The organism is Arenibacterium sp. CAU 1754, assembly GCF_054482635.1.
In genome coordinates this window covers 24,232-48,638 of record NZ_JBTLRG010000002.1, presented here as the reverse complement: position 1 = coordinate 48,638, position 24,407 = coordinate 24,232, and the positions used below count along the sequence as shown (strand labels likewise).

General features: G+C 59.3%; 22 protein-coding genes. 15 read left to right on the top strand and 7 right to left on the bottom strand.

Features of this window, described 5'->3' with window-relative positions:
• Positions 1-88: 88 nt before the first annotated feature.
• On the top strand, positions 89-1,498 hold the full coding sequence (locus tag ACXYMO_RS06860; protein ID WP_458877949.1) for an oligosaccharide flippase family protein: 1,410 nt from the start codon (positions 89-91) through the stop codon (positions 1,496-1,498).
• Here the strand turns inward: ACXYMO_RS06860 and ACXYMO_RS06855 are convergent.
• Both ACXYMO_RS06855 and ACXYMO_RS06850 read right to left on the bottom strand, forming a co-directional pair.
• Entirely contained in the window at positions 1,495-3,072 is a 1,578-nt protein-coding gene (locus ACXYMO_RS06855; protein ID WP_458877948.1) for a hypothetical protein, read from the bottom strand. The two genes, ACXYMO_RS06860 and ACXYMO_RS06855, sit on opposite strands and share 4 nt — an antisense overlap.
• 119 nt (positions 3,073-3,191) lie before the next feature.
• Positions 3,192-4,418, bottom strand: a complete 1,227-nt coding sequence (locus ACXYMO_RS06850) for a Coenzyme F420 hydrogenase/dehydrogenase, beta subunit C-terminal domain (RefSeq protein WP_458877947.1) — start codon at positions 4,416-4,418, stop codon at positions 3,192-3,194.
• Positions 4,419-4,547: 129 nt separating this feature from the next.
• Between ACXYMO_RS06850 and ACXYMO_RS06845 the strand changes: the two genes are divergently transcribed.
• The 3 genes from ACXYMO_RS06845 to ACXYMO_RS06835 all read left to right on the top strand — a co-directional run bounded on the left by ACXYMO_RS06845 (position 4,548) and on the right by ACXYMO_RS06835 (position 7,023).
• The gene (locus ACXYMO_RS06845; protein WP_458877946.1) at positions 4,548-5,222 is read left to right on the top strand and encodes a rhomboid family intramembrane serine protease; all 675 of its coding nucleotides are present in this window, start codon (positions 4,548-4,550) and stop codon (positions 5,220-5,222) included.
• A gap of 213 nt (positions 5,223-5,435) precedes the next feature.
• Positions 5,436-6,104 (top strand): VPLPA-CTERM sorting domain-containing protein, encoded by a 669-nt coding sequence (locus ACXYMO_RS06840; RefSeq protein WP_458877945.1) that lies wholly within the window; start codon positions 5,436-5,438, stop codon positions 6,102-6,104.
• 157 nt (positions 6,105-6,261) lie between these two features.
• Positions 6,262-7,023, top strand: a complete 762-nt coding sequence (locus ACXYMO_RS06835; protein WP_458877944.1) for a VPLPA-CTERM sorting domain-containing protein — start codon at positions 6,262-6,264, stop codon at positions 7,021-7,023.
• A gap of 69 nt (positions 7,024-7,092) precedes the next feature.
• Here ACXYMO_RS06835 and ACXYMO_RS06830 read toward each other — a convergent pair whose 3' ends face one another.
• Genes ACXYMO_RS06830 through ACXYMO_RS06815 form a run of 4 tightly spaced genes read right to left on the bottom strand, consistent with a single transcriptional unit; the run spans position 7,093 to position 11,258 of the window.
• Complete coding sequence (locus tag ACXYMO_RS06830; RefSeq protein WP_458877943.1) at positions 7,093-7,983, bottom strand: glycosyltransferase family 2 protein; 891 nt, start codon at positions 7,981-7,983, stop codon at positions 7,093-7,095.
• Entirely contained in the window at positions 7,964-8,812 is an 849-nt protein-coding gene (locus tag ACXYMO_RS06825) for a CpsD/CapB family tyrosine-protein kinase (RefSeq protein WP_458877942.1), read from the bottom strand. The genes ACXYMO_RS06830 and ACXYMO_RS06825 overlap by 20 nt, the downstream gene beginning before the upstream one ends.
• Before the next feature lie 37 nt (positions 8,813-8,849).
• On the bottom strand, positions 8,850-10,400 hold the full coding sequence (locus ACXYMO_RS06820; RefSeq protein ID WP_458877941.1) for a GumC family protein: 1,551 nt from the start codon (positions 10,398-10,400) through the stop codon (positions 8,850-8,852).
• The gene (locus ACXYMO_RS06815; protein ID WP_458877940.1) at positions 10,401-11,258 is read right to left on the bottom strand and encodes an ExeA family protein; all 858 of its coding nucleotides are present in this window, start codon (positions 11,256-11,258) and stop codon (positions 10,401-10,403) included.
• A 661-nt stretch (positions 11,259-11,919) separates the two neighbouring features.
• Between ACXYMO_RS06815 and ACXYMO_RS06810 the strand changes: the two genes are divergently transcribed.
• The 10 genes from ACXYMO_RS06810 to ACXYMO_RS06765 all read left to right on the top strand — a co-directional run bounded on the left by ACXYMO_RS06810 (position 11,920) and on the right by ACXYMO_RS06765 (position 22,710).
• Positions 11,920-12,609, top strand: a complete 690-nt coding sequence (locus ACXYMO_RS06810) for a sugar transferase (protein WP_458877939.1) — start codon at positions 11,920-11,922, stop codon at positions 12,607-12,609.
• A gap of 48 nt (positions 12,610-12,657) precedes the next feature.
• Positions 12,658-15,132, top strand: a complete 2,475-nt coding sequence (locus ACXYMO_RS06805; RefSeq protein ID WP_458877938.1) for a tetratricopeptide repeat protein — start codon at positions 12,658-12,660, stop codon at positions 15,130-15,132.
• 137 nt (positions 15,133-15,269) lie between these two features.
• The gene (gene xrtD / locus ACXYMO_RS06800; protein WP_458877937.1) at positions 15,270-16,829 is read left to right on the top strand and encodes a VPLPA-CTERM-specific exosortase XrtD; all 1,560 of its coding nucleotides are present in this window, start codon (positions 15,270-15,272) and stop codon (positions 16,827-16,829) included.
• An 86-nt stretch (positions 16,830-16,915) separates the two neighbouring features.
• Positions 16,916-17,590: a polysaccharide deacetylase family protein gene (locus ACXYMO_RS06795; protein WP_458877936.1), complete on the top strand. Its 675-nt coding sequence runs from the start codon at positions 16,916-16,918 to the stop codon at positions 17,588-17,590.
• Positions 17,591-18,766: a hypothetical protein gene (locus ACXYMO_RS06790; protein WP_458877935.1), complete on the top strand. Its 1,176-nt coding sequence runs from the start codon at positions 17,591-17,593 to the stop codon at positions 18,764-18,766.
• Entirely contained in the window at positions 18,763-19,506 is a 744-nt protein-coding gene (locus tag ACXYMO_RS06785; RefSeq protein WP_458877934.1) for a CehA/McbA family metallohydrolase domain-containing protein, read from the top strand. The genes ACXYMO_RS06790 and ACXYMO_RS06785 overlap by 4 nt, the downstream gene beginning before the upstream one ends.
• 91 nt (positions 19,507-19,597) lie before the next feature.
• Positions 19,598-20,332 carry a polysaccharide deacetylase family protein gene (locus ACXYMO_RS06780; RefSeq protein WP_458877933.1) on the top strand — a complete coding sequence of 245 codons (735 nt, stop codon included), beginning with the start codon at positions 19,598-19,600 and terminating at the stop codon, positions 20,330-20,332.
• 17 nt (positions 20,333-20,349) lie between these two features.
• Entirely contained in the window at positions 20,350-20,811 is a 462-nt protein-coding gene (locus tag ACXYMO_RS06775) for a UDP-N-acetylglucosamine--LPS N-acetylglucosamine transferase (RefSeq protein ID WP_458877932.1), read from the top strand.
• Entirely contained in the window at positions 20,808-21,320 is a 513-nt protein-coding gene (locus tag ACXYMO_RS06770) for a glycosyltransferase (RefSeq protein WP_458877931.1), read from the top strand. The genes ACXYMO_RS06775 and ACXYMO_RS06770 overlap by 4 nt, the downstream gene beginning before the upstream one ends.
• A 52-nt stretch (positions 21,321-21,372) precedes the next feature.
• Positions 21,373-22,710: a nucleotide sugar dehydrogenase gene (locus ACXYMO_RS06765; RefSeq protein ID WP_458877930.1), complete on the top strand. Its 1,338-nt coding sequence runs from the start codon at positions 21,373-21,375 to the stop codon at positions 22,708-22,710.
• Here ACXYMO_RS06765 and ACXYMO_RS06760 read toward each other — a convergent pair.
• Positions 22,707-23,852, bottom strand: a complete 1,146-nt coding sequence (locus tag ACXYMO_RS06760) for a polysaccharide pyruvyl transferase family protein (protein ID WP_458877929.1) — start codon at positions 23,850-23,852, stop codon at positions 22,707-22,709. The genes ACXYMO_RS06765 and ACXYMO_RS06760 overlap by 4 nt on opposite strands.
• Before the next feature lie 257 nt (positions 23,853-24,109).
• Between ACXYMO_RS06760 and ACXYMO_RS06755 the strand changes: the two genes are divergently transcribed.
• Positions 24,110-24,376, top strand: coding sequence for a hypothetical protein (locus ACXYMO_RS06755; protein WP_458877928.1), 267 nt, complete (start codon positions 24,110-24,112; stop codon positions 24,374-24,376).
• Positions 24,377-24,407 lie beyond the last annotated feature (31 nt).

Sequence of the window (24,407 nt, the reverse complement as noted above, 5' to 3'; positions counted from 1 at the left end):
CACATGGACGCGATTGGCCAACAAGGCGTTGACTGTGCGGCCGTAATCGTCACCTATCGCGGCAATTGAACCACGGGATTATTGCTGGATGATACGAACTGCCGTTCTTTTGCTTTCGGGCAACGCATTCGGCTGGTTTTTCCTGTTTGCCCGAAACCTTTTGGTTGCCCGCCTTGTCAGCGTCGAGGATTATGGCATCGCCGCGACCTTTGCATTGAGCATGGCCGTCGTGGAAATGGCCTCGGGCCTGGGCGTGCAACAACTGATCATTCAGGATCCGAACGGCGAAGATGTCGAGTTTCAGTCGGGGCTGCACGGGTTTCACCTGTTGCGGTCGCTGGTGTCCGCCGTGTTCCTTTTCTTGCTTGCCTATCCCATCGCGTGGTTTCTGGGGGTCGGTGAAATCGCCTGGGCCTATCAGGTGCTGGCGCTGATCCCGGCGCTGCGCGGGTTCGAACATTTCGACATGCATCGGCTGAACAGGCAAAACATCTATCGCCCGATCATCCTGCACACCGCCATTCCCGCGGCGATCGGGCTGATCACCGTATGGCCGCTGAACAGCATGTTCGGCGATTACCGGGTGATGCTCTATTCGATGCTGGTGCAATGGGTTCTGGGCGTCCTGGTGTCCCACATGGTGGCCGAACGGCGCTATCAGATCTCGCTGGATCGCAAAGTCATCCGTCAATGTCTGAACTTTGGCTGGCCCATCCTGATTAACAACGTGTTGATGTTTTTTGTGCTGCAGGGCGACAAGGCGATTGTCGGTCGAGAGCTGGGTATGGAGGTGCTGGCGATCTTTGCCATGGGCGTGACGCTGACGCAGGTGCCCATCCTGATTGTCGCCAAAAGCCTGAACATGTTCTTCCTTCCGCGCCTGTCGAACGCCCAGAATGATGACGTGAGATTCCAGCACCTGACCATTGCCGCGATGCAAGCCAGCCTGTTTGCCGGGTTGTTCATGATCGCAGGCACTGTTCTGTTGGGGCAACCGGTGATCTGGTTCCTGCTGGGGGAAAAATACGCGGCCCTGCTGCCGCTGATCGTCTGGCTGGCGGTGCAGCAATCGGTGCGCGGGTTCAAGGTCGGCAGCACGATCGCCGCGCTGGCACGCAAGCACACGGCCAATGGAATGATTGCCAACGCCGTGCGCCTGCTGGTGATACCTGCCGTCTGGTATGTTGCCAGCAATGGCGGCAGTCTGGGCACCATCATCACAATCGGGCTGCTGGGGGAATTGGCCGCCTATTTCACATCGCTGTTGCTGGTGCGGCACCGGTTGAACATTTCCCTGCGCGACATGGGCTGGCCCATCCTGTTCACGCTGATCTACCTCCTGTTCGTGGCCGAGTTCAGCAATATCGTTGATTTAACCCACCTGCCGGAATACGTCCTTCGCATCAGCCTCTTCCTGGTGTTTCCCCTGTCGCTTTTGACAATGCGGCAACTCCGCCGTTATGCCCTCCCGGAAGAGAAGCGCGGCGCGGCAGATTAATCCGCCTCGGGGGCGACCATGGTCAGGATGGGTTTGCCCGATTTCCGTTCGGCCAGTTCATATTTGAAAGGGGTGCCGTCCTGGCGCAGGCCGTCAGGTTTGAATACGGTTTTCTGATCCCCGGTAATACGGGTCCAGCCCAGAAAACTGCCATCGTCGCCATACATGAACTTATCCCGCCACTGGGCGGACCAGTGCAGCACCGGATCATAGGTGCGCCCGCGGCCACGGGCATCATAGTCGATGGATTTCAGCCGCACGCGTTCGTTGTCCGTCACCTCGTACGCGCGCTCCTGATGGGTGGGAAAGCTGATCGAGATGATGGCCGGGGCGCTATCCGAGACCCCGTTGGATGCAAACACACCGATATCGACGCGCGATGTGCTGCGCGCATTGTCCTTGCCGGCAACGCGCGGATGCAGGGTAAAGGGCGGGTGCCACAGGACGCGAATACGGGCCGATGTCCCCCGCTCGTCGGTTGGCTCCACGCGAATGCGCTGCGGATCGCCCTGCAGGACCACCCAATGAAAGGTCAAATCCCGGCCGTTGGGATCTTCGGTCTGATCGGCGGACACGATCATTTCATTCAGCCAGCCATGATTGCGCCAGATGCGTGCGATGGCCGAGGGGGTTGTAAACAGGCGTTCGTCCTGACCGATCACGCCTGCGCGGGTGGTGAAACTTTCTGCCGTGACCTTGAGTTTGACCACCGGGGGAATGTCCTGGGGTAACATCCCGGCGGCATGCGCGATCATGCGCGTCGGCTGCAGCCAGTGCTTTTCGAAAACGGCCGGGTGCGCCGCGCCGGACATATATTGGTCGCGTGTTCTGATCTGGGTGAGGTTCCGCCGCAGGATCATCTGAACCGTGGGGACGACCAGCCCCTTGTCCACCAGCGTGGCGCGGGTTTCCGCGGGAAAGGCCGCAAGCGTCATCGCCACGGCCTCAAGCAATGGACGATCAGACCCTGACGACCCCTGACTGATCAGTTGATAGGGCCAGTTCGCCGGAAACAGGTCGGCCCCGTCATAATCGCGGTGTTCGGGGTACACATACAGGCTGTTGGACGTGTAGTCGCGATAGGCAGCGGCAGCGCCGCCCGGAATGGTCATGGCCAGACGCGGCAGGCTGCGCGGGGCACCGCCCGCGGTCAACGCGGTCGAGGAATTGCCGAACACCAGCGCCGGGATAAAAATGTTTCCGGCCAGCCCGTAATCCAACTGGTTCGTAACCAGTTCCGGCCCATAATCCAGAAAGGTCAGGTTGGGAAACAGGGTCTTGGACAGGATGGAATGATCGCGGTCGCGGTTGTCATAGAGAATGCCTCCGAACCCCTGTGACTGGCCCCGCGCCACAAGGCGGCGCAGTTGCGCTGCGGCCTCGTCCTGGCGGTTCGGGTCGACGACGGGCAGACCCGGCACCGCCGGAAGACCCTGAATATCTTTCGCGATGAAGGGGCCGGTGCCCATCCGGGTCAGATCATCCGCAGTGACGGTAATCTCACCCGCGCGCAGGTCGGTCGCCGCGCCACACAGGGCGATGACCATGCTGGCCGCAAAAATAAATGGCTTCATATACAATGTCTTGATCCGCATTTGGATAATATTTCCACGGTCCGGGCACTGCCCTTTGTCTTGACTTACGGGACCATGCCCGCCCCCTGCCCGTCAATAGAACACTGCACAAAAAGCGGTTACGTCCGCCCCCGAAGCACCCGGCGCATCATGCCAAGCGTGTTCTTTATATTCTGGCGCAGACCGTTGAACCGCGCTGCCGCGCGAATGTGCAGACCGCGATAACGCGGGATCGGGCGCCCCAGCAGGGCCAACCCCGAAAGCCGCGCGAAGAGAGACCGGCGACGGCTGAACTGGCCCGGCTGGATGATCGTCAACTGGGCCACATCAAAGGGCTGGGTGCTGATCTCACCCTTGGCTTCGGCCTGACCGAGGATCTCGGCGCCCAGAGCCGTGCGCGCGACAATCAGGCTGATCCCGTCGGCCTCCTCAAACAGGGGATACCCGTTTTCGTCACTGTCCCAGGCGTCGGCGCACACGATATCAGCGGCGACCCCGCTGCCGTCCGCGCAGATTTTGCAGCGGTGCTGAACGTGGTTCGACAGGATTTTCCCCCAGCTGTCATGATAAGTCATCGAGCGCTGGCTGCCATCGCGCAGCGTGGCGGTGGCCCGCCCCGGCCAGCCGTTGCCGCGATAGCGGAAAGTTTGTGTGTCCGACAGGGACGTCCCCAGGGCCTCGACGACCTGAGCGGCGCCCGCCAGCGACGGAACCCCGGCACAGAAGAACGACAGCAGAACCGGGAACCGCGCCGCGATCTGCGGGTCCTGGCGGGTCAACGCGCGCAGGGCAGCCACATCGCAAGGTTTGCCGACAAAGGCATATCTGCGCGTGTCCCCGATCAGGTCCGTCAGCGCCGCAACCGGGGCCGAGGGCGCATAACGCGATCCGGCACCGCCAAGAATTTCCTCGGCGGTGGTTGATATGACCGGCACATTGGCAATTGGCAAGTCGGGGTCCGCACCATTGTGAACCACCGCATCGACCCGGCCGCTGTTGATCAGATGCACCAGAATGGCCGACAACCCGCCCCCGGACGACGCGGCAAACCGCAGATCATCCGCCGTGGCGTGGCCGGTGCGCATTTCGACATAGGGCCCCCATAGCGTGTCGTCGGTGCGCCCGGCCGGATCAACGGCCTGCCCCAAGCCCGGGCATGTCGCGGCGATCCGGGTTTCCGCCTCGGGGCTGAGCGGGCCGGACTGCCGCGGGCGCAGATACCCCGGTTCCTCCAGCGCCATGCGCACCTGACCGGGCGCAATCAGCGCACAGGCGCCACAGCCTGCGCATAACGCACCGCGCGCCACGCGTTTCAAAGAGGGGCTGTCAAATCTGCTGCTGTCCATATCGCTTTTGGGCCAATCTGCCTGTAATCGGCCATGAAGTGCCACAGCCGGCCGCGTCTGAACACCCCACGCATGCATGTCAGGTCACTTGCCCTTGCTGTTTGGACACATGCACGGCAAACATTCGGCATGGACAGGCAGGACCCCGATACACCCACAACAGATGCGCCTGAATTGTCCTGGCGCCCCTCTGCGGTCGTGATTGTCATCATTCTGGCCACCCTCCTTGTGGAGCTGACACTGACCGCTGCGGATCATGGGCTTATCGGGAGACCACGCTGGCGGGGGCTGGCCTATCAGAACGGGGCCTTCTGGTCCGGCTTGCTGGACAACTGGCGCGCCAACTATCCCGCGCAGCCTTGGACCATGTTCCTGACCTATTCGTTGCTGCATTCCGGCCTGTCGCATCTGGCCGGCAATATGGCGATGCTTTACATGGCCGGCCGCACCCTTGTCCCGCGCACGGGACAGATGTGGTTTGCCGTGATCTACGTTGTCTCTGCCATCGGCGGGGGGATCGGGTTCGCCCTGCTGAATTCAAGCGCACAGCCGATGGTCGGGGCCTCGGGTGCGATTTTTGGTCTGGGCGGCGCCTGGATATGGCAGGACTGGTATCTGGCCTCGAGATCGGGGCAAAACCGGCGCACCCTGATCGGCGTGGCAGCCGCCTTGTTCTTGCTGAATCTTCTGCATTGGTATGTCCAGAACGGCCAGGTCGCGTGGGAGGCCCACCTGGGCGGATTCCTCGCTGGATGGTTTGCTGCCACGCTTCTCATCCCGCGCCATGATTCGGCCACGATTTGAGATGGATTGCCGCCCTATTGTGCTCGGATCGGACACAATAACCCATTCAACCCCAAGTCGATGAGCAGTTGATGCACAATGGTTAAGGAAAAAGCGGTCCGATCCGGGGTTGAGGGCAAGTTAATATTGAATGCCGGTCCACGTAGAGTAACTTGACGTTAACGGGCTGCTTTTCATGGCAGTCCGCGGGTAATTTCGGAATGGGACTGAACAATGATTGATAAATTCAAATTTCTAGGGGCCTTCGCAGCTGCTGCCATGCTGGCTGCTCCGACTGCCTCGAATGCTCTGACCTTGGACATTTATGACAATGGAACAGGTGCATCGCTGAGCATCGACGATGGTGGCGCAGGTGACCTTGATGGCCTCGTAAACGGCACCATCACGGCAACTGGCCTGACCGTCGGGGATTCGACCATCTCGATTTCGTCGGCGTTTCAGAACGACCAGAACGGATATTCGTTCCTTGAGATCAACGTGACCAATGCGTCAGCAGGTGCCGACGGCAACCTGTGGATTGATGCATATCACACCGGCTATGGGTCTGGCGCTGCCGCACCCGGTTCGAGCGAAGTCACCTTTGTCATGAACGCAAGCAGCCTGTCGCAAGGCGGTTCGCTGCTGGGCGGCGCTGGTGCTGGCGCCCTGAGCTTTGATCAGCAGGCGATCAATTCGACGAGCGATACCATCAGCCAGGTCGGAAACGTCGTTCTGAGTGATCCGTTCAGCATGAACATCATCACCGATGTTGTGGCTGGTACGTCGATCGCGTCCTACGACGCGACCATCATCGCTGCTGTGCCGCTGCCGGCCGCTGGCCTGATGCTGCTGACCGCCCTGGGCGGGTTCGGTGTTGCGCGCCGCCGTCGCAAGGCATCCTGAACCGGCTATCGCCGTACAAGGTAAGGTTTGAATTTGGGCCCTTCGGGGCCCTTTTTCATGGCTGTATCATCCCCCTTGTCGTCCGATCAAAACGTGATCAAATCGGATCGCTGGATTCAAATTGCGAACAAAAGATTAACGCATTCATGGGATTCACTTGAAAATTTACTATTTTTCTGCAAGGCTACCTGTGTCTGGCCGCGATTATGGCGAGTCGGCCTTTTATTTTAGTAAAACGGAAGTGTGGACCATGATTGATAAATTCAAATTTCTAGGGGTGATTGCCGCTGCTGCCATGCTGGCTGCTCCGACTGCCTCAAATGCTCTGTCGCTGAGCATCAACGACACAGGTACAGGTTCATCTCTGACCATCGACGATGGTGGCGCAGGTGACCTTGATGGCCTGGTGAACGGTACGATCACCGCAACCGGTCTGACCATCGGCGATTCGACCATCTCGATTTCGTCGGCGTTCCAGAACGACCAGAACGGATATTCGTTCCTTGAGGTCAATATTACCAATGCGACAGCGGGTGCCGATGGTAACTTGTGGATCGACGCGTCACACTCGGGCTATGGGTCTGGTGCTGCTGCACCCGGTTCGAGCGAAGTCAGCTTTGTCATGAACGCAAGCAGCCTGTCGCAAGGCGGGTCGCTGTTGGGTGGCGCTGGTGCTGGCAGCCTGAGCTTTGATCAGCAGGCGATCAATTCGACGAGCGATAACATCAGCCAGGTCGGGAACGTCGTGCTGAGTGATCCGTTCGGCATGTACATCATCACCGATGTTGTGGCAGGTACGTCGATCGCATCCTACGATGCGACCATCATCGCTGCTGTGCCGCTGCCGGCCGCTGGCCTGATGCTGCTGACCGCCCTGGGCGGGTTCGGTGTCGCACGCCGCCGCCGCAAGGCATCCTGAACCAGCTAACGCTGTTACAGTCTGAGTTTCGAATTTGGGCCCTTCGGGGCCCTTTTTCTTTTTGTACGTTCAGTTCGGGATGGGCAGACCAACAACCTGCCGCAGCATCCAGGCCATCCGGCACAGGCGCAATCGGAACAGGGTTGCAATTGCGCGCAGGTATTCGCTGGGCGATCCCAGTTTTCCGCTGCGCAGTATCTTGGGTGTGTGCGCCACGGCACTGACCGGCATGGCCAGCGCCTTGATCAGCCAACGCAGGCGCCCGCGCAGGTCGGTGCCATTCGTCTGGTACATCTCACTGGTCATGCGTTTCCATTTGTGGCGCAGCGCCGGCCAGTCCTGACGCGACGGATGGCTGACGCGCATCCTGTCCTCATAGGCAAGGGAATAGCCGCGTGCGACCGCCCGCATGGTCCATTCGCGGTCTTCGGACAGGCCGTTGGTAAATCCGCCGATGTCTTCAAAAATGTCTCGCCGGGTGACCAGATTGCCAGCCCCGGAGAACCCGCCCTTTTCGACGTATGTCTTGAAATCAAAGGCAAAGATCGCCTCGAACGCCTCGGCCCCGGTGCGCGGCGGCGGAGTTTCGTCAAACACGGCGACCCGCCCGCCGGTCAGATCAGCCCGCGGCGCAACTTCGCGCGCGACGGTGACCCAGTCATGATCAGGCACACAATCGGCATCAATGAACAGCAGCAACGGCGCCGTGGTTTCCGCAATGCCCCGGTTGCGGGCGGCGGCGGCCCCTTTTTCCGCTTCGACAAGGAACCGGAAATCGGGAAAGGCCGCGATCGGTTCATCCAGCGGCACCGAAGACCCATTGTCGACGACGACCACCTCGACGCCGGTCAGGTCGTTGGCGGACAGTTCATGCAAGCACCGCATGAGGCGTTGCACGTCATTGTAATGCGGAATGATGACCGCGGCGGTGGGCCTTTGATCAGTAGTATTCGTGTTCATAGCCGTGCGCACCCGTGGTGTAGCGGCACCGGTTCAAAATGATGCCCATGACATTTGTCAGCTCGGACAACTGACGCTCACAGACATCGATCTGATCCATCGGGGTTTTTTCGGCCACGGCCAAAAGCAGCGCACAATCGACATGACGCAGAAAACCATGGCTGTCGTCGCTGGACATCAGCGGCGGGGAATCAAACAGCATGATGTCTGGTTTATAGGTTGCTTCGATTTCGTCCAGAACCTCGGCCGCCTGTTGACTCTGCAGAATTTCCGACGGGTTCGCGCCCACCTTGCTGTTAAGCCCAAAGGCAACATTGCCGTCGTGACACAGCCCGTGTTCGGCAAAGGTGACCTGGCGCTGCAGGACGTCACGCATGCCGTATTTCACCTTCTGCCCCAGAATTTTGGCCAGCCCCATACGGCGCAGGTCGAAATCCAGAACAATGGTGCGCACCTCGCTCATCCGGCTAAAGCTGAACCCCAGGTTGGCCGCCGTCGTTGACTTTCCACAGGCGCTGCTGGGCGACACGAGCGCGATGCGCTTCCAGTTGTTTTTCTTGGCTTGCTGCAAGACCTTGGTCCGCAGCATGTCATAGGGAATGGCATGCTCGCCGCTGGAATAAGCCACAAGCCGGTTGCGCAGAATTGTCTTGGGCTGCATGTGCAGCGGCGCCAGTTCCTGCCACGCCGCGCGCAGATTTTCGGCACTGGTGGTCGATGAGGCACGGCCGGGACGCCCCGGCGTGCGTGGGGATGCACTGTGCGCGGTATCGGTTTTGCCACGTTCGTCGCGTGCTTTCTGAATGGCCTGTTGAAGACGGTCGGTCACGATACCCTCGCTTGCGCAATTGCAGCTTTTGAAAAATTCACCATCTGACGCCCAGTTTGTCCATGATACGATCCGCGATCAGGTCCAGCGGCTGATAATAGGTATGAAGCGCCCAGACCGCGGCAGGCACGCCCACCAGAATGATCAGGATCAGGATCAGCTTGCGACCCCGCTGCATCAGCAATTCGCGGCGCGTGCGAATATAGGGCAATGTCGCAATGGGCCAGACGTCCATCTTGTTGATCAGATCTTCGGGACGGCGCGGCGCGCTGTTCATCATCACCATGAGCAGCACCAGCCCGATGCCCATCATCAGACCCAGGAAGGTACCGCCACCCGCAATCAGGATGCGGTTCGGTTTGGTCGGCTCACTGGGAACGGCAGGCTGTTCGATGATCGCGATCTTTTCGCCCCGCGACAGCAGTTCGATCCGCTCGCCGGTCGACGCGTCGGCCAGTCGGTCGACGGCGGCGTTGTACTGCGCCTGAACGTTTTCATATTCGCGCTCCAGTTCATCCAGCGCGATAGCATTGGCAGGCGTCCGTTCGATGGTGTCTGTCAATTCTTTGATATCGCGTTCCAGCGTGGCACGCTGATTTTCCAACGCGGTCACACGGGTGTCGATCCCGGCAAGTTGAAAATCGAGCGCGCTGTTGCCTGATTTTTCCGTGTCATCCTTGGGGGCGTTCTGAGCAGTGGCACGCTCTTCTTCAACGCGCGCACGCAACTGTTCGGCCCGCGATTCCAACATCCGCACGCGCGGGTTGGACGCCGAATAGATCAGCATCGCCTGGGACAGCTCATCCTCGATCTTGTTCAGGGCCTGTTCTGTGGGTGACAGGTCTTTCTGAATCGAATTACCGACGCGCCCGGTTTGACTGAAGATCGCGATCAGCTGCTCTCGCTGTGATTTCAGTGTGAAAATTTCACGACCGGCCTCTTCCATACGGTCCTGAAGTTCAGCACGCTGGCTTTGGCGGAAATCAAGGCTGTCCGGCAGGGCATCGCTGTTGGAGTTCTTGAAGTTCAGAATCCGTGCACGATGCAGTTGCAGTTCCTTGTCGAGACGGTCGACCTCTTGCTCGAAGAACTCCATCGTCTGCCCGGCACGCCCCCGGCGATAAGAGGCATCGTCAGACTGAATCTGGCTGAGATAGGCGTTCAAGACCTCGGCGGACAGCTGAGGCGTGCGCGCCTCGAAGGTGACCGTCATGATGCTGGCCTGGTTCCGGCGCGAGCTTTTCTCGATCTGGGTGCGCGCGCGCATCGCCTGAACGATCTGGTCCGGGTTCATATCCTCCTGACCGTCCAGCACGCTGAGCCGGGTTGCAATGTCGAGCAGGTGGGGCCGTGTCAGCAGGCGTTGCTCGATGATCTGAAGACGTTCAGGCCCCGGAGTGCGCACCGTACTGGGCGCCAGTTCATCGGGGATTTGCGGTGCCTCAATGATGAGTGTGGTGCGCGAGACGTAGGCTGGCGGCAACGAGATCGCCACGATAACCGATACGGCGGACACAACGACAAACACCGCCAGAAAGGCTGGCAGACGCCGGATAAAGAGAGACAGGTAATACTGGACGTTGGACATCTATGCCTGCGCCTCCTCTTCTGAGATTTTTTCGCAAAAGAAAACACCATCATCAATAACGGATTGCACCATTTGCTTTGTGATCGTGTTCCCCGCTTCTTCGGACCAGCAGTATAGCAGCGCGAAATCACACAACTGATTGACCAGCCGCGGAACGCCACCGGTCGTCCGATAGACAAGATTGCTGGCCTCGGGCGAAAATTCGTTGCCTGATCCGCCGGCGGCCTTCATCCGGTGCGAGATATAGGAATGCGTCGTTTCCGCATTCATCCGCTGCAAATGGAAGCTGGCCGAGACCCGTTGGGCCAACTGGTTCATGCTGGGATGGCGGACCATATCGCGCAATTCGGGCTGGCCGACCAGAATCAGCTGCACCAGTTCGTCCTTGTTGGCGTTGATGTTCGTGAGCATCCGAAGCTCTTCCAGACCTTCGCGCGAGATGTTTTGCGCCTCGTCAAAGATCAGGACGACCCGCTTGCCGCGCGCGTATTCCTCGACCAGGAAATCCTGCAGTTTCTGGAACCGCTGCACATAGGTCGTATTGGGGTCGATCGGGACCGCCAGGGCATTCAGAACCCATTGCAGAAGTTCTCCGCGATTGCCCTGCGCGTTCGAGATCAGACCGACAGTGACACTGTCATCCAGCTGCGACAGAAGCTTTTGTAAAAGCGTGGTTTTTCCGGATCCGATCTCACCCGTCAACAGGGTGATCGGCGCCTGGGACAACACCCCGAATTCCAGCACGGAATAGCCACGCCGGTGCTGCGGTGACCAGTACAGAAAGTCGGGATCAGGCACCAACGTAAAGGGGCGTTCATGCAACCCGAAATAGTCCAGATAGAATGGTGATTGCGCCATTTCTTGTCAGTTACCTAAGAACCTGCTCTTGAACATATGTGCACTGCCTCTGCAATTTGAAGCACTTTGAATGCATTTTGAAACATCGCCAATGCCATGTTCCTTCGTGTTTATTCATTGAAAACGCAAGGAAGAAGTTACAAACGCGGCGACTCGCCCCCCTTGCGGCGTCAGAATGGTTGCTTGCTGTGCACAGTACCCTAAGCAAAGGTTTTGTCGAAGTTTTGGCAAATACGCGACGATTCCAAGTCGTGCCGCCGGAATCGAATATTTTCAGGAAGCTGACGGGTGCAGACCCACAAGATAAACGCAGGCCACCGGGCTCAGATTCGGAAACAAAATGGTGTATCTGACGGTATTTCGTCCAAATGTTGAAAAATCCAACGCGATCCACCGAGTCCTCACTCTACCATGACGGGAAAATTGCTTAACTTGCACCCAAACGGGCCGGAAATTTGAGCTCTTGACAGCCGGGTGCGTGCATATTTTTTAAGTTTTATCATAATGTTACAATTGAAATGCACCAATCCTGGGGAAAGAAATTGGTTGTCTGTCGGCGGTTTTTCGTTAAAACTTGGCTTATTCGGGCAGACCAAGAGCGGGCATTACGAACCGCGATATTGTGACCAATTTGATTTTATTTCGTGCAAGTGAGTGAAAAATGACATTTCAATTTAACGACCCGGCACAACTGAAAGCCGTCTCCGTTTCAAAGGTGACGCCCGCACGTCGACGCAGACCAATGGTGCTCTATCCCGATTTTGGAAAGCGCCTTCTGGACATTGCCATTGTTGTGCTGACCGCCCCGATCACCGTTCCTTTGGTTGCGTTGATGGCACTACTGGTCGCGCTTGAAGGCGTTTCGCCCCTGTATGTGCAAAAGCGGATCGGCCGGAACGGCCGCGTTTTCAACATGGTCAAGTTTCGCACCATGGTGCGCAACGCCGATGCCAAGCTTGACAGCTATCTCAAGACGAACCCCGAAGCACAGAGTGAGTGGGACCGCACGCAAAAGCTCAAGGATGACCCGCGGGTCACCCGCGTGGGCAAACTGATGCGCAAGTGTTCGATGGACGAGCTGCCGCAGTTCTGGAACGTACTGACCGGTGACATGTCTCTTGTTGGGCCCCGGCCCATGATGGTGGATCAGGCAAATCTGTACCCCGGCCAGTCCTATTACTGGATGCGTCCGGGCGTTTCCGGTTTGTGGCAGGTGAACGAGCGTAACAACTCGGCGTTCACCGATCGTGCTGCCTATGATGACAAGTACTTCAACATCATGTCATTCAAGGCAGACTGCGCCATCATCGCAAAAACCTTTGTTGTCGTGTTTCGCGCTACCGGCTACTGATTAAGTAGCTTTTGAAACACACCTTTGAGGTATTTGAACTTGGGACAATTGTCTGAGAACCGCCTTGGCGTGCGCCTGAACCGTTTGGGTCTCGCGCTTGCTCTCGTTTTGGGGTTGGGGGCAACGTCAGCCTGCGACACAGCTGAAGAACGCGCCGAGAACCATTATCAGTCCGGTCTGGCCCTCTTGGAAGAGGGCGATGTCGAACGCGCCCTCGTCGAATTTCGCAACGTTTTCAAACTGAATGGCAAGCATAAAGATGCGCGCCTGACCTATGCCCGCGTTCAGCGCGAGCGTGGCTTCCTGCAGCAATCCTACAGCCAGTATTTGCGTCTGGTCGAACAATACCCCGACAATCTCGAAGGTCGCCGCGCCCTGTCCGAAATGGCGCTGGCGACCCGCAATTATGAAGAGGTCGAGCGGCATGTGACCAAGGCCCAGGAACTGGCGCCCGATGACCGGATCGTACAGTCGGTTGCCAACACGCTGGCCTACTTTCATTCGATCCGTGACAAGGACGAAAGCGCCCGCGAGGCGGCCGTGATCAAGGCCCAGGCACTGGTGTCCGAGGACGAAACGCTGGGCACATCTCGCGAGATCGTGATCGATGATCTGATTCGAAAGCAGGACTGGTACGCCGCGCTGGATGCGATTGACGATGGCCTTGCCGTCGATCCGGACAACAAGTCGATGTACCGGGTCCGGATTGGTGTCCTGCAGCAGTTGGGCAATACGGCCGCGCTTGAGGCGCAGTTGCGCGACCTGATCACGCGGTTCCCCGAAGACAAGGAACAGTTCAAGCAGGCCCTGATTCAATTCTATGTCTCACAGAATGAACTGGGCAAGGCCGAGACCTTTTTGCGCGAAGTGGCTGCCGCAGATGACGCAACAACCGCGGAACGCGGTCTTCTGGTCCGGTTCCTTGAACAGTATCGTGGCAAGGACGCGGCCCTTGAAGAGGTCGAAAATATCATCGCTCAGGACGGGACGGACAAATCGGTGTTCCGTGCGGTGCGTGCACAGCTAGTGTTCGAGCGTGGTGACCGCGACGAGGCCATCGCCGAAATGGAAGATTTGCTGCAAGGCGCCGAGCGGACCCCGGAAACCCGTGGCATCGAGATCAACCTCGCCCGCATGTTGTTTGCCGAAGACAATGCCGTTGGCGCCCGCGCCCTTGTCGAAAAAGTGCTGGCCGAGGACCGCTCGCAACCCGACGCGGTCAAGCTCAAGGCCAACTGGCTGATCGAGGACGATGAAACAGGCGACGCCATTGTGATGCTGCGCGATGCCCTGGGGCAAACGCCGCAGGACGCCGACCTGATGACACTGATGGCCAAGGCGCACGAACGCGAAGGCAACCGCGAGCTGATGCTCGAAATGCTGACCCTCGCAGTTCAGGCCTCCAACAAGGCCCCCGGAGAATCGATGCGTTATGCCACTGTGCTGGCCGCTGACGACAAACTGCGTGCCGCCGAAAGCGTTCTGATCGACGCCCTGCGCTTGCAGCCCAAGAACCTCGCGCTGCTGTTCCAGCTAGGCTCACTCTATATCCAGATGGAAGACTGGTCGCGCACCGATGGTGTGATCCGCGCCCTGAATGAAGAAGGCAGCGACAAGGCCAAAACCAGCGCGAAGGAACTGACCGCCCGCACGCTTTTCAAACAGCAACGCAGCGAGGAACTGACCCAGCTTCTGGAAGGTATGACCGAGGATCCGGAACTGGCGGCGAACGCGCGTGTCGCCTTGCTGCGGACGCGCATCAGTACCGAAGGGCCCGAGGCCGGGCTCGAATATCTGGAAACCCTGCTGGAAGGCGCCCCAACGGATTCCGGGCTGTTATTCGTAAAGGGTGGCCTTTTGGCGAGCACGGGAAAACCGGACGAGGCCGAGGAAATCTTCCGCAACCTGCTCGAAGAAAACCCCAAGCGCCCGCAGGTCTGGATGACTCTGTACCGCATGAAAACGTCTCAGCAGAAACCGGAAGAAGCCAGCGAAATTCTGAAGCAGGCGTTGGAGGCCACGCCCGACAACCCAAACCTTTTGTGGGCACGCGCGGGCGAGCTTGAACAGCAAGGCGATGCAGAAGGCGCAATTGCCATTTATGAGCAACTTTACGAGCGGTCATCCTCGTCTCTGATCCTGGCAAACAATCTGGCCAGTCTGTTGGCCGACAACCGCGACGATGCGGAAAGCCTGCAACGGGCTTATACGATTGCGCGCCGCCTGCGCGATGCCGATCTCGCGGCCTTTCAGGATACCTATGGATGGATCAGTTATCGCCGCGGGAACAAGGAAGAAGCGGTTGAATATCTCGAAAAGGCGGCCGCTAGCCTGACCGATGAAGTGTCCGTTCAGTATCATCTTGCGGTGGCTTACGCCGGAACAGGTGAAACCGAAAAGGCGCTGGAGTATTTCCGCAAGGCGGCTGCCTTGGTTGATGCAGATAATCCGCCACCTTATGCAGATACCATTCAAAGCGAAATCGCGCGCTTGGAAGCCGGAACGGAGGCGCCCAAGGAATAGCGATGCAGTCGTGAAATCGCGGCCGGGCTGCCAAAGGGTCCGGGACGTGATACATGGCCGACACCTGCGGGGGCAGCATCTTGACGGAAAGTTCAGAAATGCCAGTTGATAATACTATTTCACGACAGATGACAGGCATGCCCGCGTTTACAACGATGGGCCTGGCCCTGTTCATTTTGGTGGCTGCGGCCTCGGTGCCGATATTCTGGATCGGCTTTGTGTCTCTGGGCGAGGCATGGACCACTGCCGAATACAGTCATGGTCCGCTGATTCCGCTGATTTCGCTGTACCTGTTCCTGCGCGAACTTCGAAACAGCCCAATGCCCGCGCCCCACGTCAGCGACAGGTGGCCTGGGGTCGTGGTTGTGGCGCTGGCACTTGTCCTGGCGGCTTTCGGCAATCTGACCCGCATTCCGGACATCGTCACCTATGCGATGATCGTCTGGGTCGGCGGTGTGGTTCTGACCGTGTTTGGCTGGGACCGGGGCCGTCAACACCAATTGCCTGTGATTCACCTGGTGTTCATGTTGCCCCTGCCGCAGTTCGTCTTCTGGAAACTGACCATCCTGTTGCAGGGCATCTCGTCCGTTCTGGGCGTCTGGTTTGTCAGCCTTGCCGGCGTTCCGGTCTTTCTGGAAGGGAACGTGATCGATCTGGGTGTCTACAAATTGCAGGTGGCCGAGGCCTGTTCGGGGTTGCGGTACCTGTTCCCGATCCTGTCGTTTTCCTATCTGTTCGCGATCCTTTATCGCGGCCCGATGTGGCACCGTGTCCTGCTGTTGCTGGCGGCGGCGCCGCTGACCGTGTTCATGAATTCCGTCCGCATCGGTGTGATCGGCATCATGGTCCACCGATACGGCATCGAACAGGCCGAAGGGTTCCTGCACTTCTTTGAAGGCTGGGTCGTGTTCATGGCCTGCGTGGTGATCCTGTTCCTGATGGCTATCGGATTGCAGCGCCTGACCAAGGAGCCAAAGTCACTGGCCGAAGTCATCGATCTGGATTTCGAAGGGTTCGGCGCCATCATGGGCCGTATCCTGACCATCCGTCCATCCGTTGCCCTCGGCGCCGTAGCAACGCTGACGGCGGCCGTGTCCGCCGCGTGGATCTGGTTTGGAGACCCGCAGACCGAACGGATCGACCGCGATCCCTTTGCCCTGTTCCCGCGCAACTTTCAGGATTGGGCCGGATCGACCCATCGGCTGGACGCCGACGTCGAAGCCGTTCTGGGGGCAACCGACTATCTGAACGCCACCTATATCCGCCCCGGCGCGTCGACATATGTGAACATGTTCGTCGCCTTTTACGACAAACAGACCGAAGGCAGCGGCATCCATTCACCCGAAGTCTGCCTGCCTGTCGGCGGCTGGGAAGTGTTCAGCCTGGAACCGCGTCAGGTGGACATGACGGACGCAGGGTATGGCACGTTCGATGTGAACCGTGCGGTGATCCAGAAAGGCGTGTCCAAACAGCTGGTGTACTACTGGTTCGAACAGCGCGGCAAACGGATGGTCAATGATTTCAAGGCCAAGGCCAGCGTTGTCATGGACAGCCTGACCATGGGCCGCAGCGACGGGGCGCTGGTGCGCTTTGTCACTCCCATCATCCCCGGCGAGGACGAGGCCGAAGCCGACGCGCGTCTGATACGGTTCATGGCCGACAGCCTGCCGCGTCTGCCCCGCTTCGTCCCGTTCTGACCCATGGCGCCCCGAGTCCGACGCCGCGACCAAAAGCGCCACACTGCGGTCACCATGCTGCCCACACCGTGTGACAGAGGCCCGGAATGAACGATTTGGTCCGCACGATAAATTTTCACGGAATCGGCACTCCGGGTGCGGACATCCCGCCGGATGAACGCCCCTATTGGATCGAACCCGCGTTTTTCGAACAGATCATCGATCTGATTGCCGACGCCGTCATCCGCAACGAAATCGCCATCACCTTTGATGATGGAAACCTGTCCGATCTCGAGATTGCAGCACCGATTCTACAACGTCGTAAATTACCAGCGCGATTTTTCGTGCTGACCGGTCGGCTGGAAAAATCCGGGTATCTCACCCGGGACGATGCCAATACATTGCGCGACATGGGGTTCAAGATCGGCTCGCACGGGGAAAACCACGTCAACTGGGCCAAGCTGTCGGACAAGGACCTGGAACGCGAAACATGGGGCTCGAAGGAGCGGCTGGAATTCGTTCTGGGCGCGCATGTGCGCGAGGCGGCGATTCCCTTTGGCAGTTATAACCGCCGGGTTCTGACCGCCTTGAAACGCGCCGGATACACTGTCGCCTGGACCAGCGACGGCGGCCCGATGAACCCGAACCGTTTCCTGCGCCCGCGCATGTCCGTGCGCAATGACATGTCGATCGAGGATGTGCGCCGCGCCCTGTTCGATCCGATCAGCAAGGCGCGCACCCTGCGCCGCTCACTGGCCATGGCCCGCAAAAGGTTGTTCTGAATGCGCCCTGTCCTGCTTGTTGGATTTGCTGAATCCCTGTCTGCCCCCGAGGTTGTTTTCGGGCTTGCTGCGGCGGGCTTTCGGCTGCGCCTGTTCACGCGGACGGGCCGTAAAAGCAGGCTGGCGCGAACCCTGAAACTGGACCTGGTCGAGATCACCGCACCGGAACAGGACATCGGCGCCGCGCGGCGCGACCTGCTGCGCGCCTGTGACGGTGTGGACGGGGTTTTCGCGCTGGATGATGTGTCACTGCGCCTGTTTGCCGATATCGCAGATCAGACCGGCACAATCCGCCACATCCACGCCACCGCGGGCCGGGCCGAGGTGGCGCTGGACAAAAAGAAACAACTGGCCGCAGCCCGCGCGGCAGGTCTGGACGTGCCAGAGGGGCCGATCATCAGCACGCCGTCGCACCTGCCCGACAATCTCAAGACGCCGGCCATAGCCAAACCGATGATGGCTGTCGAAGAAATCGACGGTCGCCTGACCAAGGGCGACGTGCATTACCTGATGACGCACCAGGACGTGGCCAATTTTCGCGCCCTGCCTGCCTTGGAGAGCCCGCTGATCGTGCAGACGCTGATCCACGGGTCCGGCGAAGGGATTTTCGGCTTTGCAACCGCCGAGGGCGTGGCCCATTGGAGCGGACATCGCCGTGTCCGCATGATGAACCCGCATGGCTCGGGCTCAAGCGCCTGCATGGTTCTGGAACCCGAGGCCGATCTGCGCAACCGGGTCGAAACCATGATGATGACGCTGGGATGGCGCGGGCCGTTCATGATTGAACTGCTGCGCGACGAACATGGCATCGCCTGGTTCATGGAACTGAACGGGCGTGTCTGGGGGTCGATGGCATTGGCCCGGCGCAATGGGCTGGATTACCCCACCTGGGCCGCCGAGGCCGCGTTCGACAAGGGGTTCACACCCAAACGCGGCCCCCGTCGCCGCCACATGGTGCGCCATCTGGGCCGTGAGATCCTGCACATGATATTCCTGCTGCGCGGCCCAAAGACCGAATTCCACCGCTCCCACTGGCCCAAGTGGTACAAGTCACTGGCCGGAGTTCTGGCACCGACCTGGCCCCGCAGCTTTTACAACTATGATCCCGCGCACCCCCTGTTCTTTCTGGGTGACGCATGGGACACCGTGACCGCGGTGCTGAGGAAACGCCGGTGACAGCTCCGCACCGCCAGACCGTGCGCGTGGTCATGCACGCCCATTCCGAATGGTCCTATGATGCCGAGTGGCCGCTGGACCGGATTGCGCAAGTCATGCCCCGGTTCGGCGCGCAGGTGGTCATGATGTGCGAACATGACACCGGGTTCCCCGCCGACCGGTGGGACGAATACCGCGCCGCCTGCGCCGTGGCCTCGACCCCTGACTGCCTGATCGTTCCCGGCATTGAATACAGCGACGAAAACAACGACGTGCACCTTCCGACCTGGGGGATCCGCGAATTTCTGGGGGAATCGCGCCCCGTTGCGGACCTTCTTGCCGATGTGACCCGATATGGCGGGGCATCGGTCTTTGCCCATCCGGCGCGGCGCGATGTGTGGCGCATCTATGATCCGGCCTGGACCCCGCTTTTGGCCGGACTGGAGGTCTGGAACCGCAAGACCGACGGTATTGCCCCGGGCCATGAGGCGATGAAGTTGCTGCCAAGAACCGGATTGCCGCCGGTTGTCGGGATGGATTTTCACCGTCGCAACCAACTGTGGCCACTGACCAATCTGTTCGAGGTCGATGGCCCCATCACCGAAGCGAGCCTGGTCGCGGCCCTGCGTGCCGGGCGCGTAACGCCGTGCGCTTTTGGCCGCCCCATCGTGGACGCCTCGGGCACCGTGCGCCCGGGACTGCACCGGCATGGTGAAACCTTGCGCCGGGGCCTCAAAGCCATAATCAAGCGAAAGAAATAACCCGATCGCGCCGCGATAACGCCCCATTGACCCCCTAGAAACCACAATCGAAAATGAAACAGTTCGACATGATGATAAGGACCAAACAAAGTTGACTGTCGCGTTGCTGATTATTGGTGCGCTGTGTCTGGGCGGGATCGCATGGTTCCTTCTGCCCTTTGGTCTGCGCAAGCTGGAAACCCGCCGGCTGGAACGGCTGTGCCGGGACCAGCGCGCGATTGTCCTGACCTATGACGACGGCCCGGCCCCCTATGTCAGTACACCGCTTGCCGCATTGCTAAGGGCCGAAGGCGTTCCGGCTACGTTTTTCGTGATCGGGCGCAATGCGCTGGCAGAACCCGACATGGTCCGCACCCTCAAACGGGACGGCCACGAGATCGCCAATCACACGCAGAACCACACCAACGCATGGCGCGTGTCCCCATGGGTGTCCAACCGGGATATCAGCGCCGGGCGCGACACGCTGCGGGGGTTGGAGGTGGAGACATCCCTGTTCCGCCCACCCTTTGGCAAATCGACGCTGGCCGGTCTGGCGCATCGCCTGCGCCACGGACTGCGCTATGCCTATTGGACGGTCGACACGCGCGACAGTTGGGACCGGCGCCAGATACCCGATGTTCTTGAAGAGATCCTGCAAAAGCAGGGCGGCGTGGTCCTGATGCACGATTTCGAAATCCCCAAACGCGGCCCCGATCCGGCCCAGCATCTGGACTATGTGCTGAAAGCGACCCGTGAAATCATCGACTTTGCGCGCAAGAACAACATGCGTCTGTGCCGGTTTTCCGACCTGTACAGCCCCCCGAGAGAAAGTGAACCGGCCCATTGAGACGTCCTATCAGAATCATGGCGACAGCCTCGGCTGGCGGTCATTGGGTCCAGTTGATGCGCCTACGTCCGGCGTGGTCGGGGTGTGATGTGACCTACGTCACCACCGATCCGGGGCTTGAGGCGACGGTGCGCGGCGACAGTGACCGCATTGGCGATACCGTGGCCGGATTCTACACGGTGGTTGAAGCGAACCGCTGGCACAAGATGCGCCTTGTGCGTCAGCTGTTGCAGCTGGCCTATGTGATCCTGCGCACGCGCCCGGACGTGGTGGTCACCACCGGGGCCGCGCCCGGGTATTTCGCCCTGCGCATTGGCCGCCTGTTTGGCGCGCGCACCATCTGGGTCGACAGCATCGCCAATGCAGAAGAAATGTCATTGTCGGGAATGAAAGTGCGCAAGCATGCCGATTTGTGGCTGACCCAGTGGGATCATCTGGCCGACCCGGATGGGCCTGATCATCTGGGATCCGTCATATGATCTTTCTCACCGTTGGCACGCATGAACCGTTTGACCGGCTGGTTCAGGCCGTGGACGACTGGTGCGCCGCCACACCCGGCCACCCCGAGGTTTTCGGCCAGATCACTGCGCGTGCCGATCAAAACCGCCTGCCCCGCCATTTCGAATATGTCGAACGCCTTACCCCGGTGGAATTTGGCGCACGGTTTGCCAGGGCCTCCCTGATCGTGTCGCATGCCGGCATGGGCACGATCATTTCGGCCCTGCAGGCAGGCAAACCCATCGTCGTTATGCCCCGTCGCGGCCATTTGGGCGAAACGCGCAACGATCACCAGTTTGCCACCGCCAACAAACTGGCCGGCCGCCCCGGAATCCACGTCGCCCAGGACGAAACCCGCCTTGTCGAAACCATCGACGCCGCCCTATCGCAAATCAGTGATGCAAACGCGCCCCAAATCTCAGAATTTGCCGACGCGGGTTTTACTTCTGCCTTGAGGGAGTTCATTTTCGCGTCCGAAACGAGACGTTGAATCAGAGACCCATCCGTTATTTCCATTCGACAATTTTTGAGGGAGCCCGCCCTTGGCCCATTCCGACTCTGGCCCGCTGATCGAGAAACTGAACGCCAAATCGGCACGCATCGGCGTGATCGGTCTGGGATATGTTGGCCTACCTTTAGCCGTGACCTGCGCCAAACGTGGTTTGCCCACCACCGGGTTTGATATCGACCAGTCCAAGATGGACAGGCTGAACGCGCATGACAGCTATATCGAGGCGGTGGAGAGCGGCGATATCGCATCCCTGCACAAGGCCGGAATGCTCGACTGGACAACCGATTTCAGCGGTCTGGCCGACATGGACGTGATCGTGATCTGCGTCCCGACTCCTCTGTCGAAAAACCGCGATCCCGATCTGTCCTATGTTGAAAAGACGACCCAGGTCGTGGCCCAGCACATCACGCCCGGCACCTTGGTCGTGCTGGAGTCCACAACCTACCCCGGCACCACGGTCGAGGTGATCAAACCCATTCTGGAAACGTCCGGCCACACCTGTGGCACCGACATTTTCGTCGGCTTCTCGCCAGAGCGTGAAGACCCCGGCAATGCAAGCTATCGCACCGCGACGATCCCGAAAATCGTCGCCGGCGATGGCGAGGCCGCCAAGAACGCGATGATCGCCTTTTACGAAATCGCCGTGGACAAGGTTGTTCCGGTGTCCACCACCCAGACCGCCGAGGCGGTCAAGATCACAGAAAACATCTTTCGCGCCGTGAATATCGCGCTGGTGAATGAGTTGAAGGTGATTTTCGACGCCATGGACATCGACATCTGGGAGGTGATCGACGGCGCGGCCACCAAACCGTTCGGCTTTATGCCGTTTTACCCCGGCCCCGGCCTGGGCGGGCACTGTATCCCGATTGACCCGTTCTATCTGACGTGGAAGGCGCGGGAATATGACCTGACCACCCGGTTCATCGAACTGGCCGGTGAGATCAATACGAACATGCCCCATTACGTCGTGGCCCGCCTGCGCGAAGTTCTGGACCAAAGCGCCGGCATCGGGCTGAGCAAGGCCAAGGTTCTGATCGTCGGCATCGCCTATAAGAAAAACGTCTCTGACATGCGCGAAAGCCCGTCAGTGCGTCTCATGGAGTTGTTGATGGAACACGGAGCGCAGGTTGAATACCTGGACCCGCATGTGCCCAGCATCCCGCCCATGCGCGAACATCCCGATCTGCTTGGCAAAACCGCGATGGCCCCCGACGATGTGCCCGGTGCCGGTTTCGACGCGATCCTGATTTCAACGGACCATGACGCAATTGATTATGCCGCGCTGACGGCGATGGACATTCCGATCATCGACACGCGCAACGCGATTGAAAAACGCAACCTGCCCAGCGGCACAACAACCAAGGCCTAGCGCCCGACTTTCTCCATCAGCGCGCCAAGGGCGTCTTCATAGGCGCCCAGCTTGACCAACCCCTGATCGCGCGCGCGCAACATGTCCTGCAACAGGGTTTCGCGGTTGTCGTAGGCAGCGAAGATCTTGGCAGCGATCGCCTCGCCCGTTTCGGTGGTGCAATCCACCGTCTGATCGTACCCAAGGCTACCGAACAGCCCTGCGAATTTCCGGCTATAGGCCATGGGCACCACCGGAACGCCCGAGGAAAACGCCGCGATACAGGCGTGCATACGCGCGCCCATGAAGAAATCCATCCCCGCGATATAGGTCTTTGCCTCGGACGGTGAGGCAAAGTCGGGCGCGACGGTCACGCCCTCAAACTCGGCGGCCAGATCGACAGAGGCCTGGTAATCATCCTCGACCGCGCCACGAATGTGGGAAATCACATGCGGGACAAGATGCACCTCACACCCGTCGGAATGTTCCTGGAACCCCGAAATCAGGGTCCGCATCAGGCCGGGGTAATCCATCGCAAGACCAAACTGGTTGGACCCGGTATAGCCGCCGCTCATCAACAGGCCGGACACGTTGATCCCAACCTTTACCTTGCCGCCGGGCGTGCGCGTGGGCGCGTCATAGGGCAGTTTCAACGCCACATCGCTGGCTTCGACAATGTCCCGCCTGACCCCCAGATCGCGCAGATATTGCGTCGACAGCTTGTCGCGCGTGGCCACGATGGCAGCGCGGTTGATGGCCGGGCGCGACAGACGCGCCCAGAAATTCCGCGCAAAGGGCCCCATGGTCTGCGGCGCCAGAACCAACGGCTTACCCGCCAACAGCGCAAGGTATTTCAACAGCAACAACCGGAACAGACGCTTGCCACCATAGATATCGGAAAAACTGTCTCCGCCACCAATGTCGACGACGATATCAGCGTTGCGGAAGATGTTGAAAATGGTCGGGACGTTGCGCAATTCGCGGACTTCGCGAATATCGACGTCATCGCCCTGTACATAGACTGCGCGGGGGTCATGGGAATCAACCACCACCATTTTCAGATCTATGCCCCGTGCCTGTGCCAGATCGCGCATGATGCGGATGTCTGACACCGTCAGCGCACCAACGCCCAGGTTGTCGTTGCGGGTGGAATGAAAAATCAAAGCGATTGTCAGCAAAATTCTTGGTCCAGCAATTGATCCGGGAACAACGTGTTTGACGCATAAAGCACATGTTTGCGCCCATATGAAAAGGGTCAATGCGCAAGTTTTGGACCCGGATATTCGGCGCCGGTTTGGTGGCGCAGGGTCGCGTTAACCGAAAATTAGCATCATCATGACTTCATTACCCTACGCTTGGCATTTGGCTGCCCCTCATCGAAGGAGGGTGCGGTGTCCCTGAAACGGGCGGGGAGTGATACATGATTCTGGGTTTTGTATTGATTGGTACAGTGGCCGGAATGATCGCGGGTCTGACCATGCTGATCACGGGTACATCAGTTTTGGCTGCTTTCATGATTTATGCCGGTGTTGGTGTTATGACCATTCTCGCGACAGTTGGCGCAGTGATCCTGGCGGACAGCGTGCAAAGATCGCAAATTGAGCCGCATAAAATGCAACCGATGACCAAGCGCCCGGATACGCCGGCGCCACTGAATGAACCTCCGCGAAAATCGCCTGCGGTGTGATCGCGCAGCGCCCGAAAACTGGCGGAAAACA

What these genes read in the sequence shown, in the direction of transcription:
- ACXYMO_RS06860 (WP_458877949.1), top strand. Translation starts at nt 89, where the DNA reads ATGATACGAACTGCCGTTCTTTTGCTTTCGGGCAACGCATTCGGCTGG.
- ACXYMO_RS06855 (WP_458877948.1), bottom strand. Translation starts at nt 3,072, where the DNA reads ATGAAGCCATTTATTTTTGCGGCCAGCATGGTCATCGCCCTGTGTGGC.
- ACXYMO_RS06850 (WP_458877947.1), bottom strand. Translation starts at nt 4,418, where the DNA reads ATGGACAGCAGCAGATTTGACAGCCCCTCTTTGAAACGCGTGGCGCGC.
- ACXYMO_RS06845 (WP_458877946.1), top strand. Translation starts at nt 4,548, where the DNA reads ATGGACAGGCAGGACCCCGATACACCCACAACAGATGCGCCTGAATTG.
- ACXYMO_RS06840 (WP_458877945.1), top strand. Translation starts at nt 5,436, where the DNA reads ATGATTGATAAATTCAAATTTCTAGGGGCCTTCGCAGCTGCTGCCATG.
- ACXYMO_RS06830 (WP_458877943.1), bottom strand. Translation starts at nt 7,983, where the DNA reads ATGAACACGAATACTACTGATCAAAGGCCCACCGCCGCGGTCATCATT.
- ACXYMO_RS06820 (WP_458877941.1), bottom strand. Translation starts at nt 10,400, where the DNA reads ATGTCCAACGTCCAGTATTACCTGTCTCTCTTTATCCGGCGTCTGCCA.
- ACXYMO_RS06815 (WP_458877940.1), bottom strand. Translation starts at nt 11,258, where the DNA reads ATGGCGCAATCACCATTCTATCTGGACTATTTCGGGTTGCATGAACGC.
- ACXYMO_RS06810 (WP_458877939.1), top strand. Translation starts at nt 11,920, where the DNA reads ATGACATTTCAATTTAACGACCCGGCACAACTGAAAGCCGTCTCCGTT.
- xrtD (WP_458877937.1), top strand. Translation starts at nt 15,270, where the DNA reads ATGCCCGCGTTTACAACGATGGGCCTGGCCCTGTTCATTTTGGTGGCT.
- ACXYMO_RS06795 (WP_458877936.1), top strand. Translation starts at nt 16,916, where the DNA reads ATGAACGATTTGGTCCGCACGATAAATTTTCACGGAATCGGCACTCCG.
- ACXYMO_RS06790 (WP_458877935.1), top strand. Translation starts at nt 17,591, where the DNA reads ATGCGCCCTGTCCTGCTTGTTGGATTTGCTGAATCCCTGTCTGCCCCC.
- ACXYMO_RS06775 (WP_458877932.1), top strand. Translation starts at nt 20,350, where the DNA reads ATGGCGACAGCCTCGGCTGGCGGTCATTGGGTCCAGTTGATGCGCCTA.
- ACXYMO_RS06770 (WP_458877931.1), top strand. Translation starts at nt 20,808, where the DNA reads ATGATCTTTCTCACCGTTGGCACGCATGAACCGTTTGACCGGCTGGTT.
- ACXYMO_RS06755 (WP_458877928.1), top strand. Translation starts at nt 24,110, where the DNA reads ATGATTCTGGGTTTTGTATTGATTGGTACAGTGGCCGGAATGATCGCG.